This window comes from Hydrogenophaga luteola (assembly GCF_042648585.1).
In the GTDB taxonomy this organism is placed as follows: Bacteria; Pseudomonadota; Gammaproteobacteria; order Burkholderiales; family Burkholderiaceae_C; genus Hydrogenophaga; species Hydrogenophaga luteola.
Genome location: NZ_JBHRXX010000010.1, coordinates 32,420 through 48,351, shown reverse-complemented (window position 1 = coordinate 48,351; position 15,932 = coordinate 32,420). Strand labels below are relative to the sequence as shown.

Here is a 15,932-nt window from a genome sequence, read left to right as displayed (position 1 = left end):
TAGCGGGCTCAGCCGCCCTTGCGCACCAGCAGCAGGCTGGCCCCCATGGCCATCAGCACGCCACCGAACACACGGTTCTGCGCGCGCCGCGCCTTCGCCGTCGCGAGCCAGCGTTGCGCGCGCGAGGCCAGGAAGGCGTAGCCGTGCATCACCACCAGGTCCACCCCCACCGAAGTGGCCAGCAGGATCAACAGCTGCAGCCAGAGCGGCCGGTTCGGGTCGATGAACTGCGGCAGCACCGCCACCATGAACACGATGCCCTTGGGGTTGGTCACGTTGGTCATGAAGCCGGTCAGCACCCGCTCGCGCGCCGATGGCAGACCAGGGTGCTTCACCAGCGCCTCGCCAGCGGCGGGAGCCTGCTGCGCGACAGGCGCGCGCCACTGCTTCACCCCCAGGTAGAGCAGGTAGGCCGCGCCGACCACCTTGACCACGGTGAAGGCGGTGGCCGAGGCCAGCAGCAGCGCCCCCACACCCACTCCGGCGATCAGCAGGATCACCGCCAAACCCAGCTGCAGGCCCGCAATGGTGGCGCTGGTCTGGCGCACGCCATAGGCCAGGCCGTGGCTCATGGACAGCACCGCGCCGGACCCCGGCGATACCGCGATCACCCAAGACGCGGCGAAGAAAGCCAGCCAGACGCTGAAATCCATGCCGGTCACCCGGCCCGCTTGGCCAGCAGCGCCCGCGCCACGCGCGAACCGCTGGGCCGCCCAAGGTATTCGCTGATGAACTGACCGGCGTCGACCAGCGCGTCCAGGTCGATGCCGGTGTGAATGCCCATGCCGTGCAGCAGGTAGACCACATCCTCGGTGGCCACGTTGCCGGTGGCCCCCTTGGCATACGGGCAGCCGCCCAGCCCCGCGACCGACGACTGGAAGTTCCAGACACCCAGTTCCAGCGCCGCCAGGGTGTTGGAGAGCGCCTGGCCGTAGGTGTCGTGGAAGTGGCCGCTGATCTGGTCGATGCCGAAGTGATGCAGCGCCGCCTCGATGGCGGCCTGCACCTTGCGCGGCGTGCCCACGCCGATGGTGTCGGCCACATCGACGCGCTCGACGCCGATGCCTTTCATCAGGCCCGCGAGGTAGGCCACGCGTTCGGGCGCGATCTCACCTTCATACGGGCAGCCCACGGTGCAGCTCATCGCCCCGCGCACTGCGATGCCGGCAGCCTTCGCGGCGGCGACCACGGGCGCAAAACGATCGATGCTCTCGGCGATGGAGCAGTTGATGTTCTTCTGGCTGAAGGCCTCGCTGGCAGCGCCGAAGACGACGATCTCGTCGGGCTTGTCCAGCACCGCCGCCTCGTAGCCCTTGAGGTTGGGCGTGAGCACCGAGTAGCGCACACCGGACTGACGTGTGAGGCCGGCCATCACCTCGTGGTTGTCCGCCATCTGTGGCACCCACTTCGGACTGACATAGCTGGTGACCTCGATCTCCTTGATACCTGCGGCCTGCAGGCGGTGCACCAGTTCGATCTTGACCGCCGCCGGCACCGGCTGCTTCTCGTTCTGCAGACCGTCGCGGGGGCCGACGTCGATGAGGCGGACTTTGGATGGGATGCTCATGGGAAGTCTCTTCTTCAATAGCCGCGGACAGGGTCAACGACGCCGGCGATGGGCTGACCCGCTTCCAGCGCGCGGATCTTGCCGGCGATCTGGGCGATGCTCTCGTCGCGCAGCGTGCGCGCCGAGGTGTGGGGCGTGACGGTGATCTTCGGATGGACCCAGAACGGGTGGCCGGCGGGCAGCGGCTCGGTGCGGAACACATCCAGCGTGGCGCCGGCCATCTGCCCGCTCTCCAGCAGGGCCAGCAGGTCGTCCTCCACCAGGTGGGCACCGCGCGCCACGTTGACCAGGTAGCCGCCGGGCTTCAGACGGCCCAGGGTCTTGCGGTTCAGGATGTCCTGCGTGTCGGGCGTCAGCGGCAGCAGGTTCACCAGCACGCGGCTGTTCGAGAGAAAGGTGTCGAAACCCACCTCGCCACTGAACGTCACCACGCCTTCGACGGCCTTGGGGCCGCGGCTCCAGCCGAAGACCGGAAAGTCGAACACCCGCAGCGCGCGCGCCACGCGCTCACCCAGCACGCCCAGGCCCATGACGCCGACGGAGAAGTCCTTGCGCTCGCGCGGCTTGCGGAACGACCATTTGCCCGTCTTCACGTCGGCCTCGTAGCCGTCGAACTCGCGGAAATGGCGGATCACCGCGTGGCACACGTACTCGGCCATCTGCACCGACATGCCCGCGTCGTCCAGACGGACGATCTTCACGCCGGGCGGCAACTTCAGTTTGAGCAGCGCATCAACGCCAGCGCCGATGTTGAACAGGCCCTTGAGCGCGGGCTGTTCGTCCAGAAACTGTTGGGGCGGGGCCCAGACGACCGCGTGATCGGCCTGGGGCGCGCCAGGTTGCCAGACGTCCACGGTGGCGCCGGGCAGCGCCGCGCGCAGGCCGTCCAGCCAGGGCTCGGCCTTGGTGTCGGTGCAGCAGAAGGTGATGTTCATGCGCCGAGCTTAGCGCCGCCGCCAAGCCGATGCTGTCATGCGGTCACGGCTTGCAGCTTCAGCAGCTCCGCGCCTTCGGCCACCTGGTCGCCCGGCGCGAACAGCAGCTCGGCCACGGTGCCGTCGGCCGGTGCAGCGATGGTGTGTTCCATCTTCATGGCCTCCATCACCGCCAGCGGCTGGCCCTTCTTCACCGCGTCGCCGGCCTTGACCGCGAAGCTCACCACCTTGCCCGGCATGGGCGCGGTCAGGCGCCCGCCCTCGGCCGCGGTCTCGCCCGCGTGCGCCAGCGCATCGAGCTCGGTGATCACGGTCGCCCCGCGGTCGCAGAACAGGTGCACGCTCTCGCCGAGCTGCCAGCACTGCACCGTCTGGCGCTGGCCGTTGTACTGCAGGTCCACCACGGTGCCACTGTCGGCCGGCTGGGACTGGAAGGCGAGCACCGCGTCGGCATCGCCCACCGCCAGCCGCAGTGCGCCATCGTGGAGGTAGGTGAGCTGTGCGGTCAGCGCCTCGCCCTGGTATTCGAAGTCGAACCGGCGCTGGGTCAGGCCGAAGGGCCGCCAGCCGTCGGTGCGGGAGAACGGGTCGGTGCCCTCGCCCGCTTTCTCGTGCACCAGGGTCTGGGCCACGGCGGAGGCCACCGCCAGGGTGCGGCCCACCGGGTCCTGGTTGAACAGTGCTTCGGCTTCGCGCGGAATCAGGGCGGTGTCGAGCTTCGCGGACGAGAACGCGTGGCTGCGCACCACGTGGCGCAGGAACTGCACATTGGTCGCCAGCCCCACGATGCGCGTCGCCGCCAGCGCCGCATCCAGCTTCGCCAGCGCCTCGGCGCGCGTGGCGCCGTGCACGATCAGCTTGGCGACCATGGAGTCGTAGAACGGGCTGATGGTGTCGCCTTCGCGCACGCCGTCGTCGAAGCGGACGCTGCCGCGCTCGAACGCCACGTGCGCGGGCTTGCGGTACACGTCCAGGCGCCCGGTGGCGGGCAGGAAATTGTTGTCCGGGTTCTCGGCGCAGATGCGCGCCTCGATCGCGTGGCCGTGGATCTTCAGATCCTGCTGCTGCATCGGCAGCTTTTCGCCAGCCGCCACTCGCAACTGCCACTCCACCAGATCCAGGCCGGTGATGGCCTCGGTGACCGGGTGCTCCACCTGCAGGCGCGTGTTCATCTCCATGAAATAGAAGCGCATCTGTTCGGGGTGTTCGTAGCCGCCCGGCTGTTCGACGATGAACTCCACCGTGCCGGCACCCACGTAGTTCACCGCCTTCGCCGCGGCCACCGCGGCCTCGCCCATCTGCTGGCGCAGCTCGGGCGTCATGCCCGGCGCGGGCGCTTCCTCCAGCACCTTCTGGTGGCGCCGCTGCACCGAGCAGTCGCGCTCGAACAGGTAGACGCAGTTCCCGTGCGTGTCGCCGAAGACCTGGATTTCTATGTGGCGCGGGCGCTGCACGTACTTCTCGATCAGCACCGCGTCGCTGCCGAAACTGTTGCGCGCCTCGCGCTGACAGCTCGCCAGGGCGGCCGCGAAGTCCTCGGCCTTCTCGACCGCACGCATGCCCTTGCCACCGCCCCCCGCGCTGGCCTTGATCAGCACCGGGTAGCCGATGCGGTCGGCCTCGCGTTGCAGCAGCGCCGGGTCCTGATCAGTGCCGTGGTAACCGGGCACCAGGGGCACACCCGCCTGCTCCATCAGGCGCTTGGACTCGGCCTTCAGGCCCATGGCCTGGATCGCCGACGAGGGCGGGCCGATGAAGACCAGCCCCGCTTTCGCACAGGCGTCGGCAAAGGCCTCGTTCTCGCTCAGGAAACCGTAGCCGGGGTGGATCGCCTGCGCGCCCGTGGCCTGGGCCGCCGCGATGATGCGCTCCCACTGCAGGTAGCTCTCCTTGGGCGCGCTGCCGCCGATGTGCACCGCCTCGTCGCAGGCCGCCACGTGCTTGGCGTTCGCGTCGGCGTCGGAGTACACGGCCACGGTGCGCACGCCCAGGCGGCGGGCGGTGGCGGCGACGCGGCAGGCGATTTCGCCGCGGTTGGCGATCAGGATCTTGGAGAACATGGTCAAGCCTCCTGCCGAGCCGCCTCAAAGGAGGCTTGCGCCCCCTCGGGGGGCAGTGAGAACACGAAGTGTCGAACGTGGGGGCACATATGGTTTCCTATGCGGGAGCGGAGTCGGGGGAGAACAGGCTGCGCAGGCGACGGAACGCCGCGCGCAGGAACTTGAAGAGCATCCAGGTGACGACCCACATCAGCACCAGCGCAATCAGCAGCAGGATGCCGAAGATCACCGGGTGGTTGGTCGCGAGCCAGACGGCGCCGATCACCAGGCCGTCCTCGACCAGGCTCATGGCGATGTTGGAAAACGGCTCGGGCGAGGTGTTGATGGCCGCGCGCGTGGTGGTCTTGGCGGCCTGGCTGCTCGCGGCCAGCGTGCCACCCAGCAGCGCAGCGACCACGGCCATGGTGGCGTTGTCGGCGCCGAACACGCCCGCGGCCAGCGCCGCGCCGGCGGGCACGCGGACCACGCTGTTCACGAGGTCCCACAGCGAATCGAGCCCCGGGATCTTGTCTGCGAAGAACTCGACGAACAGCAGTGCGCCGCTGACCACCAGTACCGCTGGGTGCTGCAGCACCTGCAGGCCCTCGGGCAACGGAATCCAGCCGGCCAGGCCGGCGGCGCCGACCAGGAACACCACGGCGTAGAGCCGGAAGCCGCTGGCCCAGCCCAGTGCGGCGGCCAGCGCGAGCAGGCTGGTCATGTCCAGCTGGCTGGCGGCTGCGCCCACGCCCTCGGCGACCTGGCCGCCGATCTGCGCGCCGGCCTCGACCGCCTGCTGCCCGGCCTGGGCACCGAAGCCCCTGAGCCATTCCACGAAGCTGTTCCAGATCGCGTCCATGCCGTGTCCTCCTGAAGGGAAAGGACCAGATTACCCCGCCAGCCAGGCGGGTCTGCGCTTCTGCAGAAAAGACGCCACGCCTTCGCGACCTTCGTCACTCGCGCGTATCTCGGCGATGCCTTCCACCGTCGCGGCGACGAGTGCGTCGTCGATGGCGCGGTCGGCCACGTCTTGCACCAGCTTCTTGCAGGCGCGCACGGCGGCCGGACTGGCGCTCACCAGCGCCTGTGCCAGCTCGCCCACCTTGGCCTCCAGCGCATCGGCGTCGACGAGTTCGTGCACGAAGCCGATGCGGTGCGCCTCTTCGGCCGAAAAGCGCTCGGCGGTGAGGAAATACCGGTGTGCGGCGCGCGCGCCCATGGCGCGGATCACATACGGGCTGATGGTGGCCGGGATCAGGCCCAGCTTCACCTCGGACAGGCAGTAGGTCGCGGTGCGCACACTCACCGCCATGTCGCACGCGGCCACCAGACCCATGCCGCCCGCGAACACGTCACCCTGCACGGCGGCAATCGTCGGCTTGGGACATTCGTAGATGGCCTTGAGCATGGCGGCGAGCTGCCCGGCGTCGGCGATGTTCTCGTCGCGCGTGTAATCGGCCATGCGGCGCATCCAGTTCAGGTCGGCACCGGCGCAGAAGGCCGGGCCTTCGGCCGCCAGCACCACGGCGCGCACGTCTTCCATCGCGCCGACCGATTCAAACGCGGCCTTCAGCTGCTGGATCACCTCGTCGTTGAAGGCGTTGCGCACCTCGGGGCGGGTGAGCGTGATTCGGGCGATGCGGTCCTGCACCGCGATGGTCAGGGCTGTGCTCATGGCTTTGTGGCCTCCGCAGCTTCCAGTTGCAGGTGGTACACCCAGTCCAGCTCGGGGCCGGGCTGCCCCAGCGCGGTGAGCGCGGCGGTGATCTGGCCGCGGTGGTGGGTGGCGTGGTTGAACACGTGCGCCAGCGTGGCCGCGAACGGCAGCGACTGCGGCACGCCCTTCATGGTCTTGTAGTCCAGCTGACCGTCAAACCGCTCGACGGGCCAGGTGGCGATCAGGTGTTCCCAGTTGGCAGCGCCGCCCTTGAGCGCCTGTCCCAGGCGTTCGCGGTCGGGTTCGATTTCGGCATCCAGCGCCAGCAGCGGCGAAGCGCCTTTGGAAAAGCGCGCGTACCAGAGCAGGTGTTCGCCCACCAGCAAGTGGTTGAGCGTGCCGTGGATGCTCTTGAAGAACAGACCCACGTCCTTGCGGTAATCGTCGTCGGACACGCGCGAGACGGCATCCAGCAGGCGGTGCGTGGCCCAGACGTGGTAACGCGCTTGGCGGGTGAAGTGGGCGATCGGGTCCATGGGGGTGCTCACATGCGGAAGAGGCCGAACTTGGTTTCCGGGATCGGCGCATTGAGTGAAGCGCTCAACCCCAGCGCCAGCACGCGGCGCGTGTCGGCCGGGTCGATCACGCCGTCGTCCCACAGGCGTGCGGTGGCGTAGTAGGGGTGTCCTTGCACCTCGTACTGCTCCTTGATCGGCGCCTTGAACGCCGCCTCTTCTTCCGCCGTCCAGCTACCACCTTTGGCCTCGATGCCGTCGCGCTTGACGGTGGCCAGCACGCTCGCGGCCTGCTCGCCCCCCATGACCGAGATGCGCGCGTTCGGCCACATCCACAGGAAGCGCGGCGAGTAGGCGCGGCCGCACATGCCGTAGTTGCCGGCGCCGAAGCTGCCGCCGATGATGACCGTGAACTTGGGCACCGCGGCGGTGGCCACGGCGGTCACCATCTTGGCGCCGTTGCGGGCGATGCCTTCGTTCTCGTACTTGCGGCCGACCATGAAGCCGGTGATGTTCTGCAGAAACACCAGCGGCGTCTTGCGCTGGCAGCAGAGTTCGATGAAGTGCGCGCCCTTGAGCGCCGACTCCGAGAACAGGATGCCGTTGTTGGCGATGATGCCGACCGGCATGCCTTCGATGCGCGCGAAGCCGCAGACCAGCGTGGTGCCGAAGCGCGACTTGAACTCGTCGAAGTCCGAGCCGTCGACGATGCGGGCGATGATCTCGCGCACGTCGAAGGGCTTGCGCGTGTCGGTCGGGATCACGCCGTACAGCTCCTCGGCCGGGTACAGCGGCGCCACCGGGTCGATGGTGGTGATCGGCGGCACCTTGCGGGCGTTGAGGTTCTTCACCGCCTGGCGCGCCAGGGCCAGCGCGTGCAGATCGTTCTGCGCCAGGTGGTCGGCCACGCCCGAGAGGCGCGTGTGCACGTCGCCACCGCCCAGGTCTTCGGCGCTCACCACCTCGCCGGTGGCGGCCTTCACCAGCGGCGGGCCACCCAGGAAGATGGTGCCCTGGTTCTTGACGATGATGGTCTCGTCGCTCATGGCCGGCACGTAGGCGCCGCCCGCCGTGCACGAGCCCATGACCACCGCGATCTGCGCGATGCCCTGGGCGCTCATGTTGGCCTGGTTGAAGAAGATGCGGCCGAAGTGGTCGCGGTCGGGGAAGACCTCGTCCTGGTTCGGCAGGTTGGCGCCGCCCGAGTCCACCAGGTAGATGCAGGGCAGGTGGTTCTGCTGCGCCACTTCCTGCGCGCGCAGGTGCTTCTTGACGGTGAGCGGGTAGTAGGTCCCGCCCTTCACCGTGGCGTCGTTGCAGACGATCATGCAGTCCACGCCGCTGACGCGGCCGATGCCGGCGATGACGCCGGCGCAGGGCGCGCTGTCGCTGCCGTCGCGGTCCGGGTACATGCCCATCGCGGCCAGCGGGCTCAGTTCGAGGAACGGCGTGCCCGGGTCCAGCAGCATCTGCACCCGGTCGCGCGGCAGCAGCTTGCCGCGCGCGGTGTGCTTGGCGCGCGCGGCCTCGCCACCGCCGAGCGTGGCCTTCTGGATCTGCGCCTTCAGGTCGTCGACCACCGCGCGCATGGCGGCGGCGTTGGCCTGGAAGTCGGCGGAACGGGCGTTGAGTTTGGTGTCGAGTGCGGGCATTTTGTGCTCTGGTTCAGGCGGTTTTCGCTTCGGCCAGCCCCAGCTGGTCCTTCATGGCGTCGCGGATCTTGAACTTCTGGATCTTGCCGGTCACCGTCATCGGGAAGGCGTCCACGAAGCGGATGTAGCGCGGCACCTTGTAGTGGGCAATCTGGCCCTTGCAGAAAGCGCGCACGGCGTCTTCATCGAGGCTCTGGCCGGGCTTGATGATGACCCAGGCACACAGTTCCTCGCCGTACTTCTGGTCGGGCACACCGACGACCTGCACGTCCTGCACCTGCGGCATGCGGTAGAGGAATTCCTCGATCTCGCGCGGGTAGATGTTTTCACCACCGCGGATCACCATGTCCTTGATGCGGCCAACGATGTTGACGTAGCCCTGATCGTCCATGGTGGCGAGGTCGCCGGTGTGCATCCAGCCCTCGGCGTCGATGGCTTCTTTGGTCTTGGCCTCGTCGCCCCAGTACCCGTGCATCACCGAATAGCCCTTGGTGCAGAACTCGCCGCGTTCGCCGCGCGGCACGGTGGCGCCGGTGTCGGGGTTGACGATCTTCACCTCCAGGTGCGGCTGCACCAGGCCCACGGTGGACACGCGCTTGTCCAGCGGCGTGTCCGTGCTGCTCTGGCAGCTCACCGGGCTGGTCTCGGTCATGCCGTAGGCGATCGTCACCTCGCCCATGTGCATGTCGGCCTGCACCCGCTTCATCACCTCCACCGGGCAGGGCGAACCGGCCATGATGCCGGTGCGCAGGGTGTGCAGATCAAATTCCTTGAAGCGCGGGTGGTCCAGCTCGGCGATGAACATGGTGGGCACGCCGTGCAGGCCGGTGCACTTCTCGGCCTGCACCGTCTGCAGCACGGCCAAAGGGTCGAAGGCGTCGCTGGGGTAGACCACGGTGCTGCCATGCGTGAAGCAGGCCAGGTTGCCCAGCACCATGCCGAAGCAGTGGTACAGCGGCACGGGGATGCACAGGCGGTCTTCCGGCGTGAGCTTCATGCACTCGCCGATGAAGAAGCCGTTGTTCAGGATGTTGCGGTGGGTCAGCGTCGCACCCTTGGGGAAGCCCGTGGTGCCGCTGGTGAACTGGATGTTGATCGGGTCGTTGGCCGTCAGCCCCTCAGCCGCCTGCGCCACGCGCGGGTCGTCGGTCTTTCCGGAAGCCAGCAGCGCGGAGAAGCGCAGCATGCCCGGCTGCTCGGCGCCCTCGCCCGCCACGTCGATCCAGGCCACGGTGCGCAGCTCCGGCAGGCGCGCGGCCTGCAGCGCGCCGGGCGCGCAGGTCGCCAGCTCGGGCGCCAGCTCGCGCAGCATGCCCAGGTAGTCGCTGGTCTTGAACGTCGCCATCGACACCAGCGCCTTGCAGCCCACCTTGTTGAGCGCGTACTCCAGCTCGGCCGTGCGGTAGGCGGGGTTGATGTTCACCAGCACCAGGCCGACCTTGGCCGTCGCCAGCTGCATCAGCACCCATTCCACGTTGTTGTGCGACCAGATGCCGATGCGCTCGCCCGGTTGCAGACCGAAGCCCAGCAGCGCGCTGGCCAGGCGGTCCACGTCGGCCGCCAGCGCGGCGTAGCTGTAGCGGCGGCCCTGGTGCACGCTCACCAGCGCCTCGCGCTGCGGGTGACGCGCGGCCATGGCGTCGAAGAAGGCGCCGATGGTCTGCTCGATCAGGGGCGTGTCGGTGCGGCCCGCGGCGTGGCTCAGGGCCGTGGTGGTTGCGTCGTCCATGGGGGTGTCTCCTCTGGCGTCCAGGCGAAATCCGGCCCCCAGCATAGCGGCCAGCACCGGTTTCGGGGCGGGCAAACAGGTCACAAATCATGCCATCCGTGGCAGACTCCGGCCATGCCCACCCCGCGCCCCACTGCCCCCGCCCGCCGGCCTCTGGTGGCGGCCACCCCCATGGCCTTCGTCAAGGCAATTTCCCACGCCTTGGCGCTGCGCGGGCTGTCCGCGAACGCGGCGCTCGAAGCCGCACAAATCGCGCCAGCCGACACTCACCGCCCCGATGGCCGCATCACCGCGCTGCAGATGGAGTGGCTGTCGGCCGCCGCCATGCAGGCGCTCGACGACGAGGCCCTGGGCTGGTTCAGTCGTCCCCTGCCCTGGGGCAGCTACGGCATGCTCGCCCGCGCCTCGCTCTCGGCGCCGACGCTGGGCGTGGCGCTCAAGCGCTGGTGCCGCCACCACGGCCTGCTCACGCGCGACATCACGCTCGCCGTCCAGACCGATGGCGACGAGGCCCGCATCGTGCTCACCGAACACCGACCACCCGGCGGGGACGGTTCGCTGCGCGAGTTCTGCTTCGTCTCGGTGCTGCGCAACGTGCACGGCCTGGCCTGCTGGTTCGTGGACTCGCGCATCCCGCTGCTGGGCGCCAGCTTCCCGTTCGCCGCGCCGCCGCACGCCGACGCCTACGGCGTGCTGTTCGACGGCCCCACGCGCTTCGACGCCGACGAGACGGCGATCCGATTCGACGCCCGCTACCTCGCGTTGCCGATCAAGCGCGACGAGGCCGCCATGAACCAGATGCTGCAGCGCGCGCTGCCCATCCAGGTGCGCCCCTACCGGCGCGACCGCCTGCTGGTGCAACGCGTGCGCCAGGTGCTGATGAACCAGCCGCTGGACGCCCACAACGCCGACGACCTGGCCGCGCTGCTGCACACCTCGGCGCGCACCCTGCACCGTCAACTGAAAGAAGAAGGCGCCACGCTGCAGGCGCTCAAGGACGAGGTGCGGCGCGAGCGCGCCATCGACCTGCTGCAGCGCACCCGCCGCCCGATCAAGCAGATCGCCGCCGCCACCGGGTTCCAGAACGAAAAGAGCTTCATCCGCGCCTTCAAGGCCTGGACCGGGGTGGCGCCGGGGGAGTGGCGGGATGCGCGTGGACCATGAGCACAGCAAACCCGAGTTGACCTGCCGGTGTCCCTCCGCTCAAACCAACCACCATCTCGCAAGCCCTTGATTCTCTGAGCATTTTTCCTCGGCCGGGGCATTCGGTCCGCCGCCGACCATGCGAGTAGTCGGACGCAAACCCGCTGCCGACAATCGTGCGATGCGACAGCCTCACCTCTTCTGCCTCCGCGCCTGGCTCGGCGCCCTGGTCCTCGTCATGCTGGCCACCTTGCTGCCGGCGCAGGCGTCCGAGGCGGACTGGGACCGGGTGCTGGACCGCATCGATGCCGAGAGACTCAACGTGCACAGCGTGCTGGTGATGCGCGGCGACCGCGTCGTCGCCGAGCGCTACCGCAGCGGGCAGGACCGCGGGCTGTACAGCCTCTGGTCGTCCTGTCGCCACTTCGGACCGGACGACCTGCATGACATGCGGTCCATCAGCAAGAGCGTGGTCGGCCTGGTGTACGGCGTGCTGCTGGCGCGCCAGCAAGTGCCCGGGCTGGACACGCCGGTCGCGTCGCTGTACCCCGAGCATCCGGCGCTCGACCAGCCGCCGAAGAACACGATCCGCATCCGGGACCTGCTGACGATGAGCGCCGGGCTGGCGTGGGACGAACCGTCCCCCGTGCGGCGCACGACCGACGACGACCAGACGCCCCTGGTCTGGACCGGCTCCTTTTATTCCACCGTCTTCGGACGCGAGGCCGTGACCCGCCCGGGCGAGGCCTTTGTCTACAGCGGGGGGCTGACCTCGCTGCTGGTCGACGTCATCGAACGCTCCACCGGCCGCCCTTGGACCGAAGTGGTCGACACCGAGCTGTTTCAGCCCCTCGGCATACAGACCTGGACCTGGGGCCGCGACCTGCGCGGGCGCCCGCTCGCGCACGCCGGCCTGCGCCTGCGCCCGCGCGACCTGCTGAAGATCGGCGCCCTGGTGTTGCAGGGTGGGCAATGGCAGGGGCGGCAGGTGGTGCCGTCGGCCTGGGTCCAGGCCACCACCTCGACCCACGTCCGGGCCAGCGACCGCCTGGGCTACGGCTACCAGTGGTGGACCAGCGAACACACGACGGCGGGACGATCACTGGCGGTGATCCAAGCCATCGGCAACGGAGGGCAGCGGCTGTTCGTGGTGCCCGGGCTCGACCTGGTGGTCGTCATGACGGCGGGTGACTACGGCACGCCCGACATCCTGGCGGCCGAAGACGGCGTCTTTGCCTCGCTGCTGGCGCTCGCCGCCCGAGAGGCTCCACCCGCGGCAACGGCCAGGTAAGCGTGGACCAGTCGAACCGCCTCGTCCTCCAGCGCCTGGTCGGACGCGGGCAGTGCCTCCGCGTTTTCGGTCAATGCCCGGGCGACCCCCAGCACGGCGCGCGAGATCACAAAGAGCTGGGCATCGGTGAGCGACCGGCCGGCCAGCGGCCAGCCGGGATGGGCCGCCATCATGGCCACCTGCGCTCGCACCTGCTCGGCGTCGTCCGCCGCCAGGCCGGCGCCCAGGTAGGCACCCAACAGGGTTCTGCGCAGACCCGCATCCTGCCGGTGGCGCCCGAACAGCGCACGAACAATGCAGCGCACCGGGTCGCTGTTCTGCGCTGCGGCGGTCTGCAGCGCATCCGACACCGCCAGCCGGTCCGCCTGCAGCAGCCGGCGCGCCAGCGCCACCAGAATGGACTGCTTGTTGGGGAAGTAGCCATAGAGCGTGCCGATGCTGACGCCGGCCCGCTCGGCAATGCGGTTGGTGTTGAACCCTGAAAGCCCCTGCTGGAGCAACAGCCACGCCGCATCCAGGATCACGGCCACGGTTTCGTGCGCCCGCTCCTGGCGGGGGCTGCGCCGGGTGAGTGCAGAGCGGTGCTTCTTCGGGGGGCTCATGGGCCGCATTCTGGACTTCCACCGTGACACGCCACAATGCGCCCATGACGACGCCCGACCACGACGCCGCCAACGCCCGCAGCAACAAGCGCAGGCGCTGGGTGCGGCTGGGCGCCAAAACCGTCCACGACCTTGCGTCCATCACCTTCGGCGGCGCGCTGGTCGCCTGCATCGTGCTCAACCAGATGGTGCCCCGCGACACGCTGGCCGAATTCGCCGCCGCGCGGACGCTGCACGCCGCCATCGCGCAGTATCTGCTGGTGCCATCCATGGCCGTGGTGGTGCTCAGCGGCCTGCTGGCCCTGGCCGCCACACGGGCGTACATGGGCGCCGGCTGGGCCTGGCTCAAGGCGCTGCTGGGCCTGGGCGTGTTCGAGGCCACGCTGGTGGTCGTCGGTTCGAAGGAGAAGCAGGCCGCCGTCGTCGCCGCCTACGCCGACTCCGCGCAACTGGACACCCTGCTGCGCTCCGAGCGCAACACCCTGTGGCTGCTGGTCGTGCTGGCCGCCATCAACGTGCTGCTCGCCGTGTGGAGGCCGCGGCTCGGGCCGAAGGAGCGCTGAGCCCCACCGCAGCCCTCGCGATTCGACACGCCACCATCAACCCACCCCCCCGGAGAAAGCCCATGGCCCTGCTCAGATGGATCGTCATCGTCCTGCTTGCTCTTGCCGTCGCCACGGCACTGGCCGGACAACTGGGGCTGCTCAGCGGGCGCATGCCCGACGACCTCGGTGTGAAAGACGGCCGGCTCAAGCCGCCGTCCACCACACCCAACAGCGTCAGCAGCCAGGCCAACCTCTACCCCGACCACCCCATGCGCGCCTACGCCGAGATCGCGCCGCTGCCCCTCCACGGCGATGGCCCCGCCACCCTGGCCAGGCTCCGGCAGCTGCTGCAGGCCATGCCCGGCGTGAAGATCGTCCGGGACAACGGCGACGGCTACCTGTACGCGCAGTGCACCACGCGCTGGATGAAGTTCGTCGACGACCTGGAACTCTGGGTCGACCCGGTCCACCAGGTGGTGCAGGTCCGCTCGGCCTCGCGCGTGGGGCGCAAGGACTTTGGCGTGAACCGGGAGCGGGTGGAGATGCTGCGGGCGGGGTTGGCAAGAACGGGGTGATCGCTCTAGCCCCTAGGACCTGTTTCCACTGACGGCAGCCTTGGAGACGTGCTGTCAATGGGGCCCTCGAACAGCCCCAACCTACCGATCAGGTCCAACACCACACCATCAATCTGCGCACGTATCGCATCGCGAACAGCGCCCTCCACCCTGGGGGGGAGGATGGGCCCTTTCTCAAGCGCCGCAAAAGGAAGGCGCTGGAAGCTCTCAGAAGACACGATCTGAACCTCTTTGGGGTGAGACGGGTTCAGGATGCGGGCATCCAGTTGGACGTAGGTTGCCGATGCAGCCTCCATGCCGAACCATGTGTGCTGACGAAGCCCGATGCCGCTGACGTAAGGCGGTCGGTTGAACACCTTGTCCGGCCCATAGCCTGGGGCGATGACCAACACGACCTCGTTGGTCGTGTCGATCATCTGGGCGAGGGCGACCTGTGCTCCAGGCTGAAGAACAAGGGCACGAGCCTTCCGACCAGCCTGGCGCAGCACGGCCACGCTGCGCTCTTCGACCCAGTGTTTGATGGCCCAATCCGGGTTCGCATGAACGGCCGACTCATTGTTCAACAGCGTCGTCCCCAGCCAGGACAGCGACAGCTCATTGGGCACCCTCACCAAAACGACCAAGCCCTTGTCACCCACTTGCGACCGTATCCGCAAGGGATCGACAGTCCCGCACCCTGAGAGGATCGCAGAAGCAGCCAGACACATCGCCACAAACAGTTTTTTCATCGTCTCTATATCCGGTTTCAGTTCCGTCTCATCCGCTCCAATGACCAGACCGAAGCACACGAGCCACCACCCTCAAGGCCTTGAGTCAGCGCCTCCCGCAGGCCCCGGAATCCCCCGCCCCTCCACCGTCGTCGGCGCCACCGGATGGGCGCTCGCTGAAGGCTTGACAGGCTGTGCAGCGGGAGCGACTGAAGCCGGTGCGGGCGCCGCCGATGGCGCAGGCGCCGCAGCAGGTGCCGCGGCCGGCACCACCGCCTTGCCCAGCCCCAGTTGACTCACCAGGCTCTGCAGCGCCGCGTCCACCTGCACCTTGAGCGATTCCCTCGCCGCGGCCGCCACATCGTCATTGAGCCGCGGACCAGTCAGCAGCGCGGGCGCGGGCACGCGCTGGGCGGTGTGCACCGTGGCCTCGCCGAGCACCGCGCCGAAGGTGCTGGGCACCAGCAGGTCGGCGCGCAGCGAGACGTGGGCGGCGGATTCGGTGTTCACCCGCACGATGCTGCGCTGCGCGATGCCCAGACCGTTGAAGCCCTCCCTCGTCGCCCAGAGGCTGTCGCCAGAGGGTGCGGCGGAGAGCAGCAGCACGTGGTCGGTGGGCGTCTTGAGCTCCTTCAGCTCCTTGAGCGCTTCTTCGCGGCGGGTCGAGGTGATGGTGACGCGCTGCACGCTGGAAAAGCGCCCCGAGGCCTTGAGCAGTTCGACCGTGCTGTTTTCCAGCTGTTCCTTGAGCCCCCAGCCGGGCACGAAGGCTTCGCCGAACTCGTTGTTGAACGGCGTGGTGCCGCGCCAGGACAGGCGCAGCGTGGTGCCCACGGTGCTGATGACGGTGATCGAGCGGCCCTGCAGCCGCGCTTGCACGCTGGGTTTGTCGACGGTGGCGCAACCGGCCAGGCCCAGGCTGGCCAGGGGCAGGACGGAGGAACGGAGCAGGAGTTGTCGGCGGGTGATGGACAT

16 protein-coding genes are annotated in these 15,932 nt (G+C 68.7%); 4 read left to right on the top strand and 12 right to left on the bottom strand.

Translation table 11 applies throughout. The features are described from left to right. Positions 1–8: 8 nt before the first annotated feature. The 9 genes from ACFOPI_RS22070 to ACFOPI_RS22030 form a co-directional block, all read right to left on the bottom strand. Positions 9–653 (bottom strand): LysE family transporter, encoded by a 645-nt coding sequence (locus ACFOPI_RS22070; protein ID WP_382178918.1) that lies wholly within the window; start codon positions 651–653, stop codon positions 9–11. A 5-nt stretch (positions 654–658) separates the two neighbouring features. Next, positions 659–1,567: a hydroxymethylglutaryl-CoA lyase gene (locus tag ACFOPI_RS22065; protein WP_382178915.1), complete on the bottom strand. Its 909-nt coding sequence runs from the start codon at positions 1,565–1,567 to the stop codon at positions 659–661. Positions 1,568–1,581: 14 nt separating this feature from the next. Further along, positions 1,582–2,502 (bottom strand): 2-hydroxyacid dehydrogenase, encoded by a 921-nt coding sequence (locus ACFOPI_RS22060; protein WP_382178913.1) that lies wholly within the window; start codon positions 2,500–2,502, stop codon positions 1,582–1,584. Positions 2,503–2,537: 35 nt separating this feature from the next. Further along, positions 2,538–4,562, bottom strand: coding sequence for an acetyl/propionyl/methylcrotonyl-CoA carboxylase subunit alpha (locus ACFOPI_RS22055; protein ID WP_382178910.1), 2,025 nt, complete (start codon positions 4,560–4,562; stop codon positions 2,538–2,540). Between the two features lie 97 nt (positions 4,563–4,659). Next, positions 4,660–5,400, bottom strand: coding sequence for a DUF4126 domain-containing protein (locus ACFOPI_RS22050; RefSeq protein WP_382178907.1), 741 nt, complete (start codon positions 5,398–5,400; stop codon positions 4,660–4,662). A gap of 30 nt (positions 5,401–5,430) precedes the next feature. Next, positions 5,431–6,216 carry an enoyl-CoA hydratase/isomerase family protein gene (locus tag ACFOPI_RS22045; RefSeq protein ID WP_382178904.1) on the bottom strand — a complete coding sequence of 262 codons (786 nt, stop codon included), beginning with the start codon at positions 6,214–6,216 and terminating at the stop codon, positions 5,431–5,433. Continuing rightward, complete coding sequence (locus ACFOPI_RS22040; RefSeq protein ID WP_382178902.1) at positions 6,213–6,734, bottom strand: DinB family protein; 522 nt, start codon at positions 6,732–6,734, stop codon at positions 6,213–6,215. The genes ACFOPI_RS22045 and ACFOPI_RS22040 overlap by 4 nt, the downstream gene beginning before the upstream one ends. An 8-nt stretch (positions 6,735–6,742) precedes the next feature. Beyond that, positions 6,743–8,365 (bottom strand): carboxyl transferase domain-containing protein, encoded by a 1,623-nt coding sequence (locus ACFOPI_RS22035; RefSeq protein ID WP_382178899.1) that lies wholly within the window; start codon positions 8,363–8,365, stop codon positions 6,743–6,745. Positions 8,366–8,378: 13 nt separating this feature from the next. Beyond that, positions 8,379–10,094, bottom strand: coding sequence for an AMP-binding protein (locus ACFOPI_RS22030; RefSeq protein WP_382178896.1), 1,716 nt, complete (start codon positions 10,092–10,094; stop codon positions 8,379–8,381). 114 nt (positions 10,095–10,208) lie between these two features. On the opposite strand from ACFOPI_RS22030, the gene ACFOPI_RS22025 reads away from it, so the two are divergent. Continuing rightward, positions 10,209–11,258, top strand: coding sequence for an AraC family transcriptional regulator (locus tag ACFOPI_RS22025; protein WP_382178893.1), 1,050 nt, complete (start codon positions 10,209–10,211; stop codon positions 11,256–11,258). A gap of 160 nt (positions 11,259–11,418) precedes the next feature. Beyond that, a complete protein-coding gene (locus ACFOPI_RS22020) occupies positions 11,419–12,528 on the top strand; it encodes a serine hydrolase domain-containing protein (RefSeq protein WP_382178890.1) in 1,110 nt (369 codons plus the stop codon). Here ACFOPI_RS22020 and ACFOPI_RS22015 read toward each other — a convergent pair. Continuing rightward, a complete protein-coding gene (locus ACFOPI_RS22015; protein WP_382178887.1) occupies positions 12,429–13,130 on the bottom strand; it encodes a TetR family transcriptional regulator in 702 nt (233 codons plus the stop codon). The genes ACFOPI_RS22020 and ACFOPI_RS22015 overlap by 100 nt on opposite strands. A 44-nt stretch (positions 13,131–13,174) precedes the next feature. On the opposite strand from ACFOPI_RS22015, the gene ACFOPI_RS22010 reads away from it, so the two are divergent. Both ACFOPI_RS22010 and ACFOPI_RS22005 read left to right on the top strand, forming a co-directional pair. Continuing rightward, entirely contained in the window at positions 13,175–13,693 is a 519-nt protein-coding gene (locus tag ACFOPI_RS22010) for a hypothetical protein (protein ID WP_382178884.1), read from the top strand. A 62-nt stretch (positions 13,694–13,755) separates the two neighbouring features. Next, positions 13,756–14,250 carry a DUF1499 domain-containing protein gene (locus ACFOPI_RS22005; RefSeq protein ID WP_382178881.1) on the top strand — a complete coding sequence of 165 codons (495 nt, stop codon included), beginning with the start codon at positions 13,756–13,758 and terminating at the stop codon, positions 14,248–14,250. 5 nt (positions 14,251–14,255) lie between these two features. Here the strand turns inward: ACFOPI_RS22005 and ACFOPI_RS22000 are convergent, their stop codons facing one another. Both ACFOPI_RS22000 and ACFOPI_RS21995 read right to left on the bottom strand, forming a co-directional pair. Further along, positions 14,256–14,978: a hypothetical protein gene (locus tag ACFOPI_RS22000; RefSeq protein WP_382178878.1), complete on the bottom strand. Its 723-nt coding sequence runs from the start codon at positions 14,976–14,978 to the stop codon at positions 14,256–14,258. Positions 14,979–15,050: 72 nt separating this feature from the next. After that, complete coding sequence (locus ACFOPI_RS21995; RefSeq protein WP_382178875.1) at positions 15,051–15,932, bottom strand: hypothetical protein; 882 nt, start codon at positions 15,930–15,932, stop codon at positions 15,051–15,053.

What these genes read in the sequence shown, in the direction of transcription:
- ACFOPI_RS22070 (WP_382178918.1), bottom strand. Translation starts at nt 653, where the DNA reads ATGGATTTCAGCGTCTGGCTGGCTTTCTTCGCCGCGTCTTGGGTGATC.
- ACFOPI_RS22065 (WP_382178915.1), bottom strand. Translation starts at nt 1,567, where the DNA reads ATGAGCATCCCATCCAAAGTCCGCCTCATCGACGTCGGCCCCCGCGAC.
- ACFOPI_RS22060 (WP_382178913.1), bottom strand. Translation starts at nt 2,502, where the DNA reads ATGAACATCACCTTCTGCTGCACCGACACCAAGGCCGAGCCCTGGCTG.
- ACFOPI_RS22055 (WP_382178910.1), bottom strand. Translation starts at nt 4,562, where the DNA reads ATGTTCTCCAAGATCCTGATCGCCAACCGCGGCGAAATCGCCTGCCGC.
- ACFOPI_RS22050 (WP_382178907.1), bottom strand. Translation starts at nt 5,400, where the DNA reads ATGGACGCGATCTGGAACAGCTTCGTGGAATGGCTCAGGGGCTTCGGT.
- ACFOPI_RS22045 (WP_382178904.1), bottom strand. Translation starts at nt 6,216, where the DNA reads ATGAGCACAGCCCTGACCATCGCGGTGCAGGACCGCATCGCCCGAATC.
- ACFOPI_RS22040 (WP_382178902.1), bottom strand. Translation starts at nt 6,734, where the DNA reads ATGGACCCGATCGCCCACTTCACCCGCCAAGCGCGTTACCACGTCTGG.
- ACFOPI_RS22035 (WP_382178899.1), bottom strand. Translation starts at nt 8,365, where the DNA reads ATGCCCGCACTCGACACCAAACTCAACGCCCGTTCCGCCGACTTCCAG.
- ACFOPI_RS22030 (WP_382178896.1), bottom strand. Translation starts at nt 10,094, where the DNA reads ATGGACGACGCAACCACCACGGCCCTGAGCCACGCCGCGGGCCGCACC.
- ACFOPI_RS22025 (WP_382178893.1), top strand. Translation starts at nt 10,209, where the DNA reads ATGCCCACCCCGCGCCCCACTGCCCCCGCCCGCCGGCCTCTGGTGGCG.
- ACFOPI_RS22020 (WP_382178890.1), top strand. Translation starts at nt 11,419, where the DNA reads ATGCGACAGCCTCACCTCTTCTGCCTCCGCGCCTGGCTCGGCGCCCTG.
- ACFOPI_RS22015 (WP_382178887.1), bottom strand. Translation starts at nt 13,130, where the DNA reads ATGAGCCCCCCGAAGAAGCACCGCTCTGCACTCACCCGGCGCAGCCCC.
- ACFOPI_RS22010 (WP_382178884.1), top strand. Translation starts at nt 13,175, where the DNA reads ATGACGACGCCCGACCACGACGCCGCCAACGCCCGCAGCAACAAGCGC.
- ACFOPI_RS22005 (WP_382178881.1), top strand. Translation starts at nt 13,756, where the DNA reads ATGGCCCTGCTCAGATGGATCGTCATCGTCCTGCTTGCTCTTGCCGTC.
- ACFOPI_RS22000 (WP_382178878.1), bottom strand. Translation starts at nt 14,978, where the DNA reads ATGAAAAAACTGTTTGTGGCGATGTGTCTGGCTGCTTCTGCGATCCTC.
- ACFOPI_RS21995 (WP_382178875.1), bottom strand. Translation starts at nt 15,932, where the DNA reads ATGTCCATCACCCGCCGACAACTCCTGCTCCGTTCCTCCGTCCTGCCC.